This window comes from Pseudomonas sp. GW821-FHT09E12, assembly GCF_059416085.1.
This window is the reverse complement of record NZ_JBWKOM010000009.1, coordinates 21,257-36,828: the sequence shown is the minus strand read 5'-3', so window position 1 is coordinate 36,828 and position 15,572 is coordinate 21,257. Positions and strand designations below refer to the sequence as shown.

Annotated in this window: 11 protein-coding genes and 1 pseudogene; 7 read left to right on the top strand and 5 right to left on the bottom strand. The window is 66.1% G+C overall.

Annotated elements, in window-relative coordinates:
- Positions 1-32: 32 nt before the first annotated feature.
- Entirely contained in the window at positions 33-962 is a 930-nt protein-coding gene (locus AC07PQ_RS24220; RefSeq protein WP_493186585.1) for an NAD-dependent epimerase/dehydratase family protein, read from the bottom strand.
- Positions 955-1,839, bottom strand: coding sequence for a sugar nucleotide-binding protein (locus tag AC07PQ_RS24215; protein WP_037034303.1), 885 nt, complete (start codon positions 1,837-1,839; stop codon positions 955-957). The genes AC07PQ_RS24220 and AC07PQ_RS24215 overlap by 8 nt, the downstream gene beginning before the upstream one ends.
- A gap of 222 nt (positions 1,840-2,061) precedes the next feature.
- On the opposite strand from AC07PQ_RS24215, the gene AC07PQ_RS24210 reads away from it, so the two are divergent.
- The 6 genes and pseudogenes from AC07PQ_RS24210 (at position 2,062) to AC07PQ_RS24185 (ending at position 11,740) form a co-directional block, all read left to right on the top strand.
- On the top strand, positions 2,062-6,378 hold the full coding sequence (locus tag AC07PQ_RS24210; RefSeq protein WP_493186586.1) for a DEAD/DEAH box helicase: 4,317 nt from the start codon (positions 2,062-2,064) through the stop codon (positions 6,376-6,378).
- A gap of 194 nt (positions 6,379-6,572) precedes the next feature.
- Positions 6,573-7,784, top strand: coding sequence for an MFS transporter (locus tag AC07PQ_RS24205; protein WP_087092698.1), 1,212 nt, complete (start codon positions 6,573-6,575; stop codon positions 7,782-7,784).
- A 255-nt stretch (positions 7,785-8,039) separates the two neighbouring features.
- Positions 8,040-8,630: pseudogene (locus tag AC07PQ_RS24200) on the top strand (DUF72 domain-containing protein); the annotation flags it as partial.
- 32 nt (positions 8,631-8,662) lie between these two features.
- Positions 8,663-9,460 carry an endonuclease/exonuclease/phosphatase family protein gene (locus AC07PQ_RS24195; protein ID WP_493186587.1) on the top strand — a complete coding sequence of 266 codons (798 nt, stop codon included), beginning with the start codon at positions 8,663-8,665 and terminating at the stop codon, positions 9,458-9,460.
- On the top strand, positions 9,457-10,758 hold the full coding sequence (clsB, locus tag AC07PQ_RS24190; RefSeq protein ID WP_101339246.1) for a cardiolipin synthase ClsB: 1,302 nt from the start codon (positions 9,457-9,459) through the stop codon (positions 10,756-10,758). Before AC07PQ_RS24195 ends, clsB begins: the two co-directional genes overlap by 4 nt.
- Positions 10,745-11,740, top strand: coding sequence for a lysylphosphatidylglycerol synthase domain-containing protein (locus tag AC07PQ_RS24185; protein WP_493186588.1), 996 nt, complete (start codon positions 10,745-10,747; stop codon positions 11,738-11,740). Before clsB ends, AC07PQ_RS24185 begins: the two co-directional genes overlap by 14 nt.
- A 72-nt stretch (positions 11,741-11,812) precedes the next feature.
- On the opposite strand, the gene AC07PQ_RS24180 is transcribed toward AC07PQ_RS24185, so the two are convergent.
- From AC07PQ_RS24180 to AC07PQ_RS24170, 3 genes are all read right to left on the bottom strand, one after another.
- Positions 11,813-12,568 carry an alpha/beta hydrolase family protein gene (locus tag AC07PQ_RS24180; protein ID WP_493186589.1) on the bottom strand — a complete coding sequence of 252 codons (756 nt, stop codon included), beginning with the start codon at positions 12,566-12,568 and terminating at the stop codon, positions 11,813-11,815.
- Positions 12,558-13,667, bottom strand: a complete 1,110-nt coding sequence (locus AC07PQ_RS24175) for a DUF3182 family protein (RefSeq protein ID WP_493186590.1) — start codon at positions 13,665-13,667, stop codon at positions 12,558-12,560. Before AC07PQ_RS24175 ends, AC07PQ_RS24180 begins: the two co-directional genes overlap by 11 nt.
- 182 nt (positions 13,668-13,849) lie before the next feature.
- Positions 13,850-14,848 carry a GlxA family transcriptional regulator gene (locus AC07PQ_RS24170; protein WP_493186591.1) on the bottom strand — a complete coding sequence of 333 codons (999 nt, stop codon included), beginning with the start codon at positions 14,846-14,848 and terminating at the stop codon, positions 13,850-13,852.
- A 103-nt stretch (positions 14,849-14,951) separates the two neighbouring features.
- Between AC07PQ_RS24170 and AC07PQ_RS24165 the strand changes: the two genes are divergently transcribed.
- A complete protein-coding gene (locus tag AC07PQ_RS24165; RefSeq protein ID WP_493186592.1) occupies positions 14,952-15,506 on the top strand; it encodes a cysteine hydrolase family protein in 555 nt (184 codons plus the stop codon).
- Positions 15,507-15,572: the final 66 nt, after the last annotated feature.

The window sequence follows — 15,572 nt, the reverse complement described above, 5'->3', positions numbered from 1 at the left end:
AAGGGCGCCTTTTTTCATGGCTGGGGGAAAGCTCAGCGGCCCAGCAAACGTGCCAACCCGACGCTCATCGGCGTCGGTTCGGGGAGCTTGAAGCGCTGCAACAGGCGCTGGTTGTTCGCCCGCGAATGGCGAATGTCCCCGGAGCGCGCCGGGCCGTAGCTGATCGATGGCAACTGCCCCAACACCTCGCCCAGGACCTCGAGCAACTGCTTGAGGGTAGTGGCCTGGTTCAGGCCGACATTGACCGCGCCGACTTCCAGTTGCGGTGTTTCCAGGGACTGCACCAGCACGTCCACCAGGTCTTCGACATACATGAAGTCACGGGTTTGCTCGCCATCGCCAAATACGGTGATCGGCAGGCCTTTCTGCGCGCGCTCGCAAAAGATGCTGATGACCCCGGAGTACGGCGAGGATGGATCCTGGCGCGGCCCGAAGATGTTGAAGAAGCGGAAGATCGCCGGCTCCAGCCCGTGCTGGCGGCGATAGAAATCGAAGTAGTACTCGCTGGCCAGCTTGTCCGACGCATAGGGCGTCAGTGGTGCCTTGGGCGTGTCTTCGTCGATCGATTCGCCCTCGCCATTGTTGCCATAAACCGCCGCGCTGGAAGCAAACAGCACGCGCTTGACGCCGGCCTGGCGCATGGCTTCGCAGACGTTGAGGGTGCCGATGAAGTTGCTCTGGTGGGTACGCACCGGGTCATCCACTGAAGCCTGCACCGAAGCGACCGCCGCCAGGTGCGCCACCGCCCGGCAGCCGCTCATGGCCCGCGCCACCAGGGCCGCGTCGGCGACGTCGCCTTCGATCAGCTCGACCCGCGGGTTATCCAGCGGCAGGTTGCCGGGTTTACCCGTGGACAGATCGTCGAGGATCCGCACCGAGTAGCCCTTGGCGAGCAAAGCGTCGGTCAGGTGCGAACCGATGAAGCCGGCACCGCCGGTGATCAAGATTGGGCCATCAGCCATGACGATAAAACCTATCCAGTAGAGCCGGGAGTGCCGCGCGCCAGGCGCGAGGCTTGATCCCGAAGGTGTGCAGAATTTTTTTGCAGGCCAGCACCGCGTGCTGCGGTTCTTCGGCAGCGTCCGGCCGGGCGGCGTGGGCCTGGGCGGTCGGCGCTTCGATGGCCAGCGGATGCAGGCTGCGGGCCTCGGTGAGGATCGCCTGGCCCAGCGCCAGCGGCGTGGTCGCCTCATGGCCAGCGTAGTGGTAAGTGCCCCACAGCGGCGCGGCGCAATCGAGTTGCTTGAGCACGGAGATGATCACCCGGGCGGCATCGTCCACTGGCGTCGGGTTGCCCCGACGGTCGTCGGCCAGCAGCAGCTCTTCGGGTTGCTCGGCACGGGCCAGGAAACGCCCCAGGGTGCCTTCGGCGCTATCGTCCAGCAGCCAGCCGAAACGCAGCAGCACATGCTGCGGGCAGGTGGCGCGCACATTCTGCTCGATCCGCCACAAGGCCTGGCCACGCAGACCCAGCGGTACCGGTTCGTCCTTTTCGCTGTAGGCGGTGGCCCGCGAACCGTCGAACACCCGGTAGCTGGAAGGCTGCAGAAGAATGATGTTGTGATGCTGGCACAGCTCGGAAAGCCGCTCGACTGCCCGTTCCTGGCCAGCCAGGCGTGCCTCGGGGACACTCTCCGCCTGGAACCAGTCGAAGTAGTACGCAAGGTTGATCAAGGCATCCGGGCGGGTGTCGTCGAGCAGTTGCGTCAGGCTCGCGGCATCCCAGCCGTCTTGCGGCGGACGGGGGGCGAGGAAACCGATGTCTTCCTCCGCACCGAGGCGAATCAGCGCCTGCCCAAGGGCATTTCCGCCGCCCAGTAACATAAGGCGCATTCGCATAGAGTCAGCAGGCCCAATCTGTTCGGAACGATGGTTTGAATCGGCCAGACCCGCGGGTTTGGCCATGAATATTGCTCAGAATCGTTGCATTTTGCGGGTTTCCGGCGCAACCGTCACTGAGAAAGTGTAGAGCAACAAAGCACACAGCCCTTCAGGGCTGCTGCCGCCAGCGGCGACAAGGCAGGCTTGCAACTTCACTCCGGCGGTCGCATAACGTTGTGCATGAACCTTCCCCAGATCCCCGCCAACGCCCTGCCGGGTTTTCATCCCGCGGTCAGCGCCTGGTTCGACAGCTGCTTCCCGGCGGCGACCGCCGCCCAGGCCCTGGCCTGGCCGCTGATCCGCCAGCGCCGCTCGACGCTGATCGCCGCGCCCACCGGCTCGGGCAAGACCCTGACCGCCTTCCTCGCGGTGATCGACGAGCTGGTTCATCGCGGCCTGGAAAACGGCGGCACGCTGCCGGAACAGACCCTGGTGGTCTACGTCTCGCCACTCAAGGCTTTGAGCAACGATATCCAGATCAACCTGCAGGACCCGCTGGCCGGGATCACCGCGCAACTCGAACACATGGGCCTGCCGCAATTGCGCATCAGCACCGCGGTGCGCACCGGCGACACCCCGCAGAAAGACCGCAGCGCCATGCGCAAGAGCGCGCCGCATATCCTGGTGACTACCCCCGAATCGCTGTATGTGCTGCTGGGCTCGGCCTCCGGCCGGCAAATGCTCGCCAGCACGCGCACGGTGATAGTCGACGAGATCCACGCCATCGCCACCAGCAAACGCGGCAGCCATCTGGCGTTGAGCCTGGAGCGCCTGCAAGCGCTATGCGCCGAGCCGCTGACGCGCATCGGCCTGTCGGCCACGCAGAAGCCCATCGAAGCGGTGTCGCGTTTCCTGGTCGGCCATGAACGCCCCTGCGAGATCGTCGACATCGGCCACGCCCGCCCCCGGGACCTGGCTATCGAAGTGCCGCCCGTGCCGCTGTCGGCGGTCATGGCCAACGACGTCTGGGAACGGGTCTACGAACGTATCGCCGAACTGGCGCGGGAGCACCGTACCACCCTGGTGTTCGTCAACACCCGGCGCCTGGCCGAACGCCTGAGCCGCCACCTCAGCGAACGCCTGGGCAAGGACGCGGTGGCCGCCCACCATGGCAGCCTGGCCAAGGAGTTTCGCCTGGACGCCGAACAGCGTCTCAAGCGCGGCGACCTGCAAGTACTGATCGCCACCGCCTCGCTGGAGCTGGGCATCGATATCGGCGATGTCGACCTGGTGTGCCAGATCGGCTCGCCGCGTTCGATCTCGGCCTTTCTGCAAAGGGTTGGGCGCTCCGGGCACCAGGTCGGCGGCACGCCCAAGGGCCGCCTGTTCGCCCTGACCCGCGACGACCTGATCGAATGCGCCGCCCTGCTCGACTGCGTGCATCGCGGCGAACTCGACACCCTGCTGATCCCCAGGGCGCCGCTGGATGTGCTGGCGCAGCAGATCGTCGCCGAAGTCAGCAACCAGGAATGGCAGGAGCAGCCGCTGCTGGAAATGATCCGTCGTGCCTCGCCTTATAGCGAGCTCGACGAAGCGCATTTCCAGGCGCTGCTACGCATGCTCGCCGAGGGTTACAACGGGCGTCAGGGCATGCGCAGCGCCTACCTGCATCGCGACGCCGTCAACCGTAGCCTGCGCGGTCGGCGGGGCAGCCAGCTGACGGCAGTGACCAGTGGCGGCACCATCCCCGACAACGCCGACTACGCCGTGCTGCTGGAGCCCCAGGCGCTGAATATCGGCAGCGTCAACGAAGACTTCGCGGTGGAAAGCATCGCCGGCGATGTGTTCCAGCTGGGCAATACCTCGTACCGCATCCTGCGGGTGGAAACCGGCCGGGTGCGGGTCGAGGACGCCCACGGCCAGCCGCCGACCATTCCGTTCTGGCTTGGCGAGGCCCCCGGGCGCAGCGCCGAACTGTCGTTTGCCGTGGCGCGCCTGCTGGCCCGGCTCGACGTGTTGCTCGGCGCCACCCCCGGCCAACTACAGCCCGCCCTCGACTGGCTGGGCGACAGCCTGGGCCTGGACGCCGCCAGCGCCGAACAACTGGTCGACTACCTGGCCCGCGCACGCCAGAGCCTGGGCGCGCTGCCGTCCCAGGACACGCTGATCATGGAGCGTTTTTTCGATGAGTCCGGCGGCACCCAACTGATCATCCACACGCCGTTCGGCAGCCGGATCAACCGCGCCTGGGGCCTGGCGCTGCGCAAGCGCTTCTGCCGCACCTTCAACTTCGAATTGCAGGCCGCCGCCAGCGAAGACGCCATCGTGCTGTCGCTGTCCACCGGCCACAGTTTCGAGCTCGACGACGTCTGGCGTTACCTGCACAGCAACAGCGCCGAACACATCCTGGTCCAGGCCGTGCTGGAGGCGCCGCTGTTCGGCGTGCGCTGGCGCTGGAATGCCGGGGTGGCCCTGGCGCTGCCGCGCTTTGTCGGCGGGCGCAAGGTAGCGCCGCAGATCCAGCGGATGAAAAGCGAAGACCTGATCGCCAGCGTGTTTCCCGACCAGATCGCCTGCCTGGAGAACCTCGCCGGCGAACGGCAGATTCCCGATCACCCACTGGTGGAACAGACCCTCGACGACTGCCTGCACGAAGCCATGGACAGCGAGGGCTGGCTGACGCTGTTGCGGCGCATGGAGCGCGGCGAGCTGCGCCTGATCAGCCGCGACCTGCCGGCGCCCTCGCCCCTGGCCGCGGAAATCCTCAGCGCCCGGCCCTACACCTTCCTCGACGACGCACCGCTGGAAGAGCGCCGCACCCAGGCCGTGCTCAGCCGCCGCTGGAGCGACCCCGAGTCCAGCGACGACCTCGGCGCCCTGGACGCCGAGGCCATCCAGTCGGTGCGCGAGGAAGCCTGGCCCGCCCCTGGCAACCCGGACGAAATGCATGAAGCGCTGATGAGCCTGGCCTGTATCGGCGAGGACGAAGTCCAGGCCAACCCGCGGTGGACCGACTGGCTGCAAACCCTGGCGGACAGCGGGCGCGCCAGCCGCTTGCAGATCGGCGGCGGACAAGCCCTGTGGCTGGCCATCGAGCGCCTGGGCTGCCTGCGGGCGATTTATCCACAGGCGCTGCTGCAACCGCTCCTCGAGGCGCCGCCCGGCTTCGATGAGCGATGGCAGCGCGATGAAGCGGTGGTCGAAGTGATTCGAGCCCGGCTCAGTGGCTTCGGCCCGTTGCCGCTGGAGAGCATCGCCATGCCCCTGGGCCTGAGCGCCAGCGAGGTCACCCAGGTCCTGGCGCAGTTGGAAGGCGAAGGTTATGTGCTGCGCGGCCGCTTCAGCCCCGGCGAGGCCCGGGAGGAATGGTGCGAACGGCATCTGCTGGCGCGGATTCATCGCTACACCGTCAAACGCCTGCGTCGGGAAATCGAACCGGTGTCGCTGCAGGACCTGATGCGTTTTCTGTTCGACTGGCAGCACCTGTCCAGCGCCACCCAGGGCCAGGGCAGTGCCATGCTGGCGCAGACGGTCGCCCAGTTCGAAGGCTATGCCGCCGCGGCCGGCGCCTGGGACAGCGACCTGCTGCCGGCGCGGATCAAGGATTACTCCGCCACCTGGCTGGATGAGCTGTGCCGCAACGGCAAGGTGGTCTGGAGCCGGCTCAGCGCCCCGCACAATGCCGCCGGCGCGACCCTGCGCAACACGCCGATCGTGTTGCTGCCGCGCAGCCAGGTCGCGCTGTGGAGCGGGCTGGGCGCACAGCCCGACAGCAGCGCGCTGTCGCCCAAGGCGCAGAAGGTCCATGAGGCCCTGAGCCAGCACGGCGCCTTGTTCTTCGATGAACTGCAACATGAAGCCCATGTCCTGCGCACCGAGCTGGAGATCGCCCTGCAGGAACTGGTGGCCGCAGGGCTGGTGAATGCCGACAGTTTTGCCGGCCTGCGCGCCTTGATCACCCCGGCCAGCAAGCGTCTGGCCCGCAGCGGCCGACGCGGGCGCGGGGCCGTGGTCGGCGGCATGGACGATGCGGGGCGCTGGGCCCTGCTACGGCGTCCGTCGCCAGTACCGGAGGGCGTCGGCGGTCATGGGCAAGCAACCCCACCGGCCACCCTGGAACACATCGCCATGACCCTGTTGCGGCGTTATGGCGTGGTGTTCTGGCGCCTGCTGGAACGCGAGGCCGACTGGCTGCCGAGCTGGCGCGAACTGTTGCGCACCTTCCATCGGCTGGAGGCCCGCGGCGAAATTCGCGGCGGGCGTTTTGTCAGCGGCCTGGCCGGCGAGCAGTTCGCCCTGCCCGAGGCCATCGCCCTGTTGCGCGAAGTGCGCCGCCGCCCGCTGGATGGCAGCCTGATCGCGGTGTGTGGCGTCGACCCGCTGAACCTCGCCGGCACCTTGCTGCCCGGGCCGAAGGTTCCGGCCCTGACCGGCAACCGGCTGGTGTACCGCGACGGCCTGCCCGCGGCCGCCGAGATCGCCGGCAAACCGCATGTCTGGCTGGACCTTGAGCCGCAGGCCAGCCTTGAGCTGCGGACCCGGTTGATTCGCCACTGATATCGGGCCGTGGGCGGCCTGGTGCATCGCGTCGGCCTTATCGCGAGCAAGCTTCGCTCCTACAGAAGCGCAGTGATCGCGCTCAGCTCGATATTTGCCTTCAGGTCAAATATCAAATACCGGAACCGCTATTTTTCCGCACGATTCAAATCCGGACACTGCGCTCCATTGTCAAATCCACCGGAGTTGCAGCCATGCCCATTGCCTTGCTCGCGCTGACCCTCAGCGCCTTCGCCATCGGGACGACTGAGTTCGTCATCGTTGGCCTGTTACCCACCATCGGCGCCGACCTTGGCGTCAGCCTGCCGTCCGCCGGGCTGCTGGTCAGCCTGTACGCCCTGGGTGTCGCCGTCGGCGCGCCGGTGCTCACCGCGCTGACCGGCAAGGTCCCGCGCAAGCTGTTGCTGCTGTCGCTGATGGTGCTGTTCACCCTCGGCAACCTGCTGGCCTGGCAAGCGCCCAGCTATGAATCCCTGGTCCTGGCGCGAATCGTCACCGGCCTGGCCCATGGCGTGTTCTTCTCCATCGGCTCGACCATCGCCACCAGCCTGGTGCCCAAGGAAAAAGCCGCCAGCGCGATTGCCATCATGTTCACCGGCCTGACGGTGGCCCTGGTCACCGGCGTGCCGCTGGGGACCTTTATCGGCCAGCATTTCGGCTGGCGCGAAACCTTCCTCGCGGTATCCGCCCTGGGTGTGATCGCCTTTATCGGCAGCCTGATCTACGTGCCGAAAAACATCGCCCACAGCAAACCGGCGTCCTTGCTGCAACAACTGCAAGTGCTGAAACAACCGCGCCTGCTGCTGGTATACGCCATGACCGCGGTGGGCTACGGCGGCTCGTTCATCGCCTTCACCTTCCTCGCGCCGATTCTCCAGGACATTTCCGGCTTCAGCGCCAGCACCGTCAGCCTGGTGCTGCTGGTCTATGGCCTCTCGGTCGCCGTAGGCAACATCTGGGGCGGCAAGCTGGCGGACAAGCGCGGCCCGATCAGCGCCTTGAAGATCATCTTCGCCCTGCTGGCCGGCGTGCTGTTCCTGCTCACCTTCACCGCCGGCAACCCGTGGCTGGCGCTGGCCACCGTACTGGTGTGGGGCGCCGTGGCCTTCGGCAACGTACCGGGCCTGCAGGTCTACGTGGTGCGCCAGGCCGAACACCACACCCCGCAAGCGGTAGACGTGGCCTCGGGCCTGAACATCGCCGCCTTCAACCTCGGCATCGCCGGCGGCGCCTGGGGCGGCGGCCTGATCGTCGCCCACCTGGGGCTGATCCACACCGCCTGGATCGGTGGCCTGGTGGTACTGGCCGCCCTGGCCCTGACCGCCTGGAGCGGCCGCCTGGATCGCCTCGGCCCGGTATACGCCGAGCCGGCCGAGGGGTCGAGCCGGGTGGTGGTCGGGCACTGAGCCCACAGCCCTGACCGGCTAATGCCGATCAGTTAAACGATTGGCTCCCCTGTAGGAGCGAGGCTTGCCCGCGAACGCCACGCCGCGCAATGCCTGCTCCACCGCGTTGTCGTTCTTCGCGCGCAAGCTGCGCTTCTACAGGGTCGGCTCCTAGAGGATCGAAAACACCGTCCGTAGGAAGGTCGAAACTTTCCCGTCAGCCGGGCAGTCATCAAAAGACAGAGGTGGTTCGAAGGCCCCAAGACGGGAGCGGACATGGCGGCGATTCATATCGGTATTTCCGGCTGGCGCTACAAGCCCTGGCGTGGAGATTTCTACCCCGAGGGGCTGACGCACAAGCGCGAGCTGCAATTCGCTTCGCGCGCAGTCAACAGCATCGAAATCAACGGTTCGTTCTACGCGCTGCAGCCCCCCGAGCGTTATGCCGACTGGTATGCCGATACGCCCAAGGACTTCGTGTTCAGCGTCAAGGCGCCGCGCTACATCACCCATATCCTGCGGCTGCGGGATGTGCACAAGCCGATCGCCCACTTCTTCGCCTCGGGCGTGCTGGAGCTCAAGAACAAGCTCGGGCCGATCCTGTGGCAGTTTCCGCCAAGTTTTCAGTTCGACGCCGAGCTGTTCGGCGCCGAGCTGTTCGGCGCCTTTCTTCAGCAACTGCCCGCCGATACCGAACAGGCCGCCACCCTCGCCCGCCAGCACGAACCACGCCTCAACGGCCACGCCAGCACCAAGGCCTACGGCAAAAAAGCCATGCGCCATGCCGTGGAAATTCGCCACGCAAGCTTTGCCGTGCCCGAATTCACCCATCTGCTGCGCCAGCACGGCGTGGCACTGGCGACAGCGCCCGGCGAGCCTGCCGCGCCCGGGGTGCTGCCATGAGCCATGACGAGTCGGCCAACAACCCGATACCGCCCGCGATCGGGCTCGCCGCCGCGCGCCGCTTCACGGTGCTGACGGTGAATACCCACAAGGGTTTCACCGCCCTGAACCGGCGCTTCATCCTGCCCGAGCTGCGCGAGGCGGTGCGCAGCGTGGCCGCCGACGTGGTGTTCCTGCAGGAGGTGCACGGCGCCCACGACCAACACCCGCAGCGCTACAACAATTGGCCGAGCATGCCGCAATACGAATTCCTCGCCGACAGCATCTGGCCGCAGTTCGCCTATGGACGCAATGCGGTGTACCCGGCCGGCGACCACGGCAATGCGCTGCTCTCGAAATTCCAGATCATTCGCTACGACAACCTCGACATCTCCCTGTCCGGGCACGAGAGCCGCGGCCTGTTGCATTGCGTGCTGCGCCTGCCCGGCGATGCCCTGGAAGTGCACGCCATTTGCGTGCACCTGGGGTTGCGCGAAAGCCATCGCCAGCAACAGCTGGATCTGCTGCTGCAACTGATCGCCGAGCTCCCCGCCGACGCGCCCTTGATCGTCGCCGGAGACTTCAACGACTGGCGGCTGCGCGCCGATGCACAGCTCGCCCCCAGTGGCTTGCAAGAGGCCTTTGTCAGCCAGCACGGCAAACCGGCGCGCAGCTTCCCCGCGCGCCTGCCGCTGCTGCGGCTGGACCGGATCTACGTGCGTCACCTGAAAATCCACCGGCCCCAGGTACTGGACACCCATCCTTGGTCCCATCTCTCCGATCACGCACCGCTGTCGGTCGAGGTCGAGTTATGAACGACATGCCCCTGGAAAAAACCACGGTGGACCACCCGCCTGACGCGGGGCTGGCCCACGAGCCGCTACGGATGGACCTCGAATACGGTTGGCACAGCAACAACCGGGTGGTGCTGCTGGAGAATGGCGAGGCGTATTTTCCCCGGGTGTTCGAAGTGCTGCGCCAGGCGCAGAACGAGATCCTGCTGGAGACCTTCATCCTCTTCGAGGACAAGGTCGGCCACGAACTGCACCGTATCCTGATCGAGGCCGCACAGCGTGGCGTGCGGGTCATCGTCAGCCTGGACGGCTTCGGTTGCGGCGAATTGAGCACCGAGTTCCTTGCCGCCATGAGCAACGCCGGGGTGCGCTTGCAGATATTCGACCCGGCACAGCCGATTTTCGGGGTGCGCACCAACTGGTTCCGCCGCCTGCATCGCAAGATCGTGGTGGTCGACGGCGCCATTGCCTTTGTCGGCGGGATTAATTTCTCCGCCGATCACCTGGCCGATTTCGGCCCCCAGGCCAAGCAGGATTACTCGGTAGAGATCCAGGGGCCGGCGGTGGTGGATATCCACCATTTCGCCCTGCTGCAAGGCGACCGCCCGGCCCGCGCCCGCTACTGGTGGCAACGCCGCCGGCAACGCCGCGCGGAGCTGGCCCTGACCGACCATGACGGCCAGGTGCGCCTGGTCTATCGCGACAACCGCCAGCACCGCAGCGATATCGAAGAGGTCTACCGCCTGGTGCTGCGCGGGGCCCGCCAGCGGGTGGTGATCGCCAATGCCTACTTCTTCCCCGGCTATCGGCTGCTGCGCGAGATCCGCAACGCCGCGCGCCGTGGCGTCGAGGTGAGGCTGATCCTGCAGGGCGAGCCGGACATGCTGGTGGCCAGGCTGGCGGCACGCATGCTCTATGACTACCTGCTCAAGGACGGCGTGACCATCTACGAATATTGCGAACGGCCACTGCACGGCAAGGTGGCGCTGGTGGACGACGACTGGAGCACCGTGGGCTCGAGCAATCTCGACCCGCTGAGCCTGTCGCTGAACCTGGAGGCCAATGTGCTGATCCGCGACCGCGCATTCAATCGCGACCTGTTCGAGCGCCTCGACCGGCTCAGTCGCGACCACTGCCAGGCCATGCCGGCCAAGGGCTCCGGGCGTGGCCGCTTGTGGCGCCTGACCGTGGGTTTCCTGGTGTTTCACATCCTGCGTCACTTCCCGGCCTGGGCCGGCTGGCTGCCCGCCCACAAGCCACAATTGAAACCCTTCGGCCAGGCCGCCACCCCGCGGGAGTCGCCCCATGAGCCGCACTGACGCCCATGGCTCGACGCCCGCCGCGTCGCACTCCCGGTCGCGCTGGCAACGCCTGAAGAAACCGCTGACCATCGCCTTCTTCCTGCTGTTGATCGTGCTGTTCACCCTGCTGGCCCGGCGCATCGACTGGAGCGAAGTGCTCGGCACCCTGGCCGACTTCAAGGTGCGCACCCTGGTCATCGCCGCGGGCCTGACCCTGGCCAGCTTCCTGGTCTATGCCTGCTTCGACCTGATCGGTCGCACCTACATCCGGCAGAACCTCGGCTGGCGGCAGATCCTGCCGGTGGGGGTCATCAGCTACGCCTTCAACCTCAACCTCAGCGCCTGGGTCGGCGGGATCGCCATGCGCTACCGGCTGTATTCCAGGCTCGGGGTGAGCACCGGCAATATCGCCAAGATCCTCGGCCTGAGCCTGGCCACCAACTGGTTCGGCTACATGGCCCTGGCCGGCGCGGTATTCGCCAGTGGCCTGATGAAGTTGCCGCCCGGCTGGCAACTCAGCAACGGCGCGTTGCAGGGGGTGGGCGTCCTGCTGCTGGTGCTGGGCGTGGGTTACCTGGCGGCCTGTCGGTTTTCCCGACGGCGCGAGTGGTCGATACACGGGGTCGAGATCAACTTGCCCTCCTTGCACATGGCCTTGCTGCAACTGGCCCTGGGCGCACTCAACTGGTCGCTGATGGCAGCGGTGATCTTTACCCTGCTGCCCAGCAAGCTCGATTACCCGGTGGTGCTCGGGGTGCTGCTGATCAGCAGCATCGCCGGGGTCATCACCCATATTCCAGCGGGGCTCGGGGTGTTGGAGGCGGTGTTTATCGCCCTGCTGCAACATGAGGTGTCCCGCGGCAGCCTGCTGGCCGGATTGATCGCCTACCGGGCGATCTACTTCATCCTGCCGCTGCTGATCGCGCTGCTGATGTACCTGGTGGTGGAGGCCAAGGCCAAGGCGTTGCGCGTGGAGAAAAAGCCGCGCAAAGGCGGCTGACGCTATCGCGACAAACGCGCGCGCTCCTCTCCAGGAGCGAGCTTGCGCGCCTCATTCAACCAGCGCTTGCGACTATCGCGACTGAATGATGCTCAAGCGTTCTCCCACCACCATTTCCGTGATCCAGTCCACCAGGATCGAGGTGTAGGCCTGCTGCGACACGGGATCGCTCAGGGCATGGTCAGCGCCGTCGATGATCCGGTGGGTCATGGAATGGGTCTGCTGGCAGGCCGCGCGGTAGCTCATGAACGTGGCGTGGGGCACATACTCGTCGTTTTCCGATTCCACCAGCAGCACATCCCCGGTGAACGTCGAACAGGCATGCAGCGCCCGGTTGCTGTCGGCACGCACCAGGCTGCTGCGGTAATCCAGCAGGTCGACCTTGTCCAGGTCGCGCTTGGGGCTGTTCCAGGCTTCGTCGCGGTACAGCGCCGGCACCCGCAATGCCAGCCAGCGCACCGGTCGCAGCGAGGTCAGGATACTCGCCAGGTAGCCGCCATAACTGGTGCCCACCACGGCGATCGCCGAGGTATCGAGGGCCGGATGGGCCAGCAGGCGGTCATAGGCCGCCAACAGGTCGCGCAGGTTGTCTTCGCGGGTCACCCGGTTCAGCGGGATGCCGCTGCCGGCGTGGCCCCGCAGGTCGAAGGTCAGGCACACGCAACCCAGCCCGGCGATGCCGCGGGCGCGCTCCAGGTCGCGCTCCTGGCTACCGCCCCAGCCGTGGACAAACAGTACGCCGGGGACTTTCGACTTGGGGCTGAGGAAAGTCCCGCGCATCTGCTCGTCATCGATGTCGATTTGAATGCTTTCGCTTCTAGCCGTCATAGGATTGGACCGTTACATATTTGAGAAGAAAGTCACTGTGTTCCGCGGGCCCGCGATAGACCTCGATGGCATCGGCCGGCAAGGGCCGGTCGACATAGGTTTCCACCGCGGACACACGAATCGCGCGCATGTCCGGATGCTCGATAAAGGCCTGCAAAGCCGCCACTTCGGCGCTGCTGGCACCGCCCATGCGCCACGATTGCTCGAGTACGCCGCTGCGCTGCCGGCCTTCGGCGTCCAGGCCCTGGGCGATGTCGTAGTTGCGCCGGGAGGCGAAGAATCGGGGATAGGCCTCATCGGCGGCGGCGTCGAAAACCCGCGCCTGCTGCACCGCCAGGCGCACTTGCTGCGGCAGTTGCAGCGCCAGCAACTCAGGGTAGCCACCCTGCACCACCAACAGCTCGGAACCGCCGTAGACCTGCTCGCTGTCGGAGTCTTCGGTCAGGTACTGCTGGCCGCAGTAACTGAGGACGTGGCCGGCGATAAAGGACTGGCCGACGCTGTAGGTGGCCACCTGTTGCAGATCCTGCTCCAGGACCACGCCTTGATTGAACTGCCGGGCGACGTCCGGTTGCGCCAGCATCTCGTCGAAGCGCTCCAGGCTCTCGATCACCTGCTGGCCGCGACCGGCGCAGGCATGGATCGGTTTCATGCGGATCGGCCCGCTGTAAAGCAAATGACTGGCCGCTGGCCGGGCGTCATTCAGGGAAAACACGCTCAGGCCGTCCAGCACCACATTGCGCACCCGCAGGGAGAACAGCGGCGCCCAGCCCGGCGGGGCCACGGCGTTCCTGTTCAACAGACCATGGGTAATGGCCTTGGTGCAGATAAAGTCATGCTCGACATACCCGCCCCACAGGTCGTCCGGCCCCTTGAGCCGCAATTGCCGGGCCGCGGCGGGGCCGACGATGGTCTGCGTCGGCAACAGGTACAGCTCGCTCTGCCCATGCACGAGCGGGTCGTAGTCACCGGCGAACTGCAACCCGAGGATCTGCGCCAGCCAGCGGGCCAGCGCGCGATTGGTCTCCACGACATGCTGCGAGGCCCCCGGATGGACCGAGTGGGCGACCACCAGCTTCTTGCATTGCGTCGGGGTCATGCGTCCCCCTTCGTCATCGGCGTGATGAATGTACAAACCAGGGTGCAGGGATCACGCCAAGGCCAGGGGGAAGTCGAATGCCCCCATGGAATAAGCGCTCCAGGCCATCGCTGCTGGCATTGCGCCTGTTTTATTTTGCACGATCGGCCGGCGACGCCCGGTATTTTGCACGACCCGCGGGGTCAGCCCTGCCCGGTCCGCGCCGGCAGTGTCACGCCGAAACGCGCGCGATACTCGCTGGGCGCAAGCCCGGTGATCTTCTTGAAGGTGGCGCGGAACGCCCCCGGGTCCTGGTAACCGACCGTCCAGGCGATATGGTCGATGGTGCCGTTGGTGAACTCGAGCATTTCCCGTGCCTTGCCTACCCGCAAGTGCTGGCAATATTCGGTGGGTTTGAGCCCGGTTGCGGTCCGAAAGCGCCGCAGGAAGGTGCGCTCCTCCAGCCCGGCCTGCTGCGCCATGACGGCGAGGGAAACGTCCACCGCGCCATTGGCCTGCAGCCAGTGCTGCACCTTGAGGATCGCCGCGTCGCCATGGCCTAGGATCGGCGCGAAGTTACTGCCGCACTGGCTGGCGCTGTCGCTGTGTTCGATCACCAGGAAACGCGCGGTGCCGCTGGCGATGCTCGGGCCCAGCAGGCGGTCGACCATGCGCAGCCCCAGCTCGGACCAGGCCATCAGGCCGGCGGTGGTGATCAGGTCGCCGTCGTCGACGATCGGCTTGTCGGCGTTCAGGCGGATGTTCGGGTAGCGCTCGGCGAACTGCTTCGCCGAGCTCCAGTGAGTGGTGGCGCTGCGGCCGTCGAGCAGGCCGCTTTCGGCCAGCAGGATCGAACCGACACAGACCCCGCCCAGGGTCGCGCCATTGGCATGCTGCTGGCGCAGCCATTGGATCAGCGCCTGCGGTGCCTGCGCCTGGGAAAAACCGGCCACCGAGGGTGGGATCAGCACCGCCAGCAATGGACCGTCAGCACCCGAGTGACTGTCGTACACCCGTACGGGCGCCTGGTCGGCCTGGGCCTGCCAGTGGCTGATGCGCAGCAGCGGCAACTGTGTGCTGCGCTGTTCGGCGGCAATGCGGTTGGCGACCTCGAACAGGTCGGTCAAGCCATGCACCGCGGCCATCTGTGCGCCGGGATAGATCAGCACGCCCAGTTCGGCGACTGCGCTTTCCATACCCATTGTCAGTTTTCCCCCTTCTATTGTCGGTGCGGCCAATCCTCGACCGGCCCGCCGGAGCCAATACTGGACTCCACAGCCAACCACTACTTCAGAGGAAACACCCATGGCCAAGCAAGCGCTCATCGTAGTCGATATCCAGAACGACTACTTCCCCAACGGCAAGTGGCCCTTGGTCGGTGTCGAAGCCGCCGCTGACAACGCCGCGCGGCTGATCCAGGCCTTCCGCGACAGCGGCCAGCAGGTGGTGCACATCCGCCACGAATTCACCTCCGACAGCGCACCGTTCTTCACCCCCGGCTCCAGCGGCGCGCAACTGCATCCGAAGGTCAGCAACCGCGCCGACGAGCCGGTGGTGCTCAAGCACTTCGTCAACTCGTTCCGCGAAACCGAGCTCAAGGCCATTCTTGACCAGCACGGCATCGAACAACTGGTGGTGGTCGGCAGCATGAGCCACATGTGCATCGACGGCGTCACCCGCGCCGCCGCCGACCTGGGTTACGACGTCACGGTGATCCATGACGCCTGTGCCACCCGCGACCTCGAATTCAATGGTGTGGTAGTGCCGGCGGCCCAGGTGCATGCCGCGTTCATGTCGTCCCTGGGGTTCGCCTACGCCAGCCTGGTGTCCACCGATGAGTTTCTGGCGGGCAGCCGTTGACTCTGCCAGGCAGCACCTTGCTGGGGACCTCGTCCCCAGCACCGAATTCGCGATAGATGGAAAGCA

Bases quoted from the DNA above. Each gene is read 5' to 3' on its own strand.
- AC07PQ_RS24180 (WP_493186589.1), bottom strand. From the start codon at position 12,568: ATGACGGCTAGAAGCGAAAGCATTCAAATCGACATCGATGACGAGCAG.
- AC07PQ_RS24210 (WP_493186586.1), top strand. From the start codon at position 2,062: ATGAACCTTCCCCAGATCCCCGCCAACGCCCTGCCGGGTTTTCATCCC.
- AC07PQ_RS24170 (WP_493186591.1), bottom strand. From the start codon at position 14,848: ATGGGTATGGAAAGCGCAGTCGCCGAACTGGGCGTGCTGATCTATCCC.
- AC07PQ_RS24165 (WP_493186592.1), top strand. From the start codon at position 14,952: ATGGCCAAGCAAGCGCTCATCGTAGTCGATATCCAGAACGACTACTTC.
- AC07PQ_RS24220 (WP_493186585.1), bottom strand. From the start codon at position 962: ATGGCTGATGGCCCAATCTTGATCACCGGCGGTGCCGGCTTCATCGGT.
- AC07PQ_RS24205 (WP_087092698.1), top strand. From the start codon at position 6,573: ATGCCCATTGCCTTGCTCGCGCTGACCCTCAGCGCCTTCGCCATCGGG.
- AC07PQ_RS24175 (WP_493186590.1), bottom strand. From the start codon at position 13,667: ATGACCCCGACGCAATGCAAGAAGCTGGTGGTCGCCCACTCGGTCCAT.
- AC07PQ_RS24185 (WP_493186588.1), top strand. From the start codon at position 10,745: ATGAGCCGCACTGACGCCCATGGCTCGACGCCCGCCGCGTCGCACTCC.
- AC07PQ_RS24195 (WP_493186587.1), top strand. From the start codon at position 8,663: ATGAGCCATGACGAGTCGGCCAACAACCCGATACCGCCCGCGATCGGG.
- clsB (WP_101339246.1), top strand. From the start codon at position 9,457: ATGAACGACATGCCCCTGGAAAAAACCACGGTGGACCACCCGCCTGAC.
- AC07PQ_RS24215 (WP_037034303.1), bottom strand. From the start codon at position 1,839: ATGCGAATGCGCCTTATGTTACTGGGCGGCGGAAATGCCCTTGGGCAG.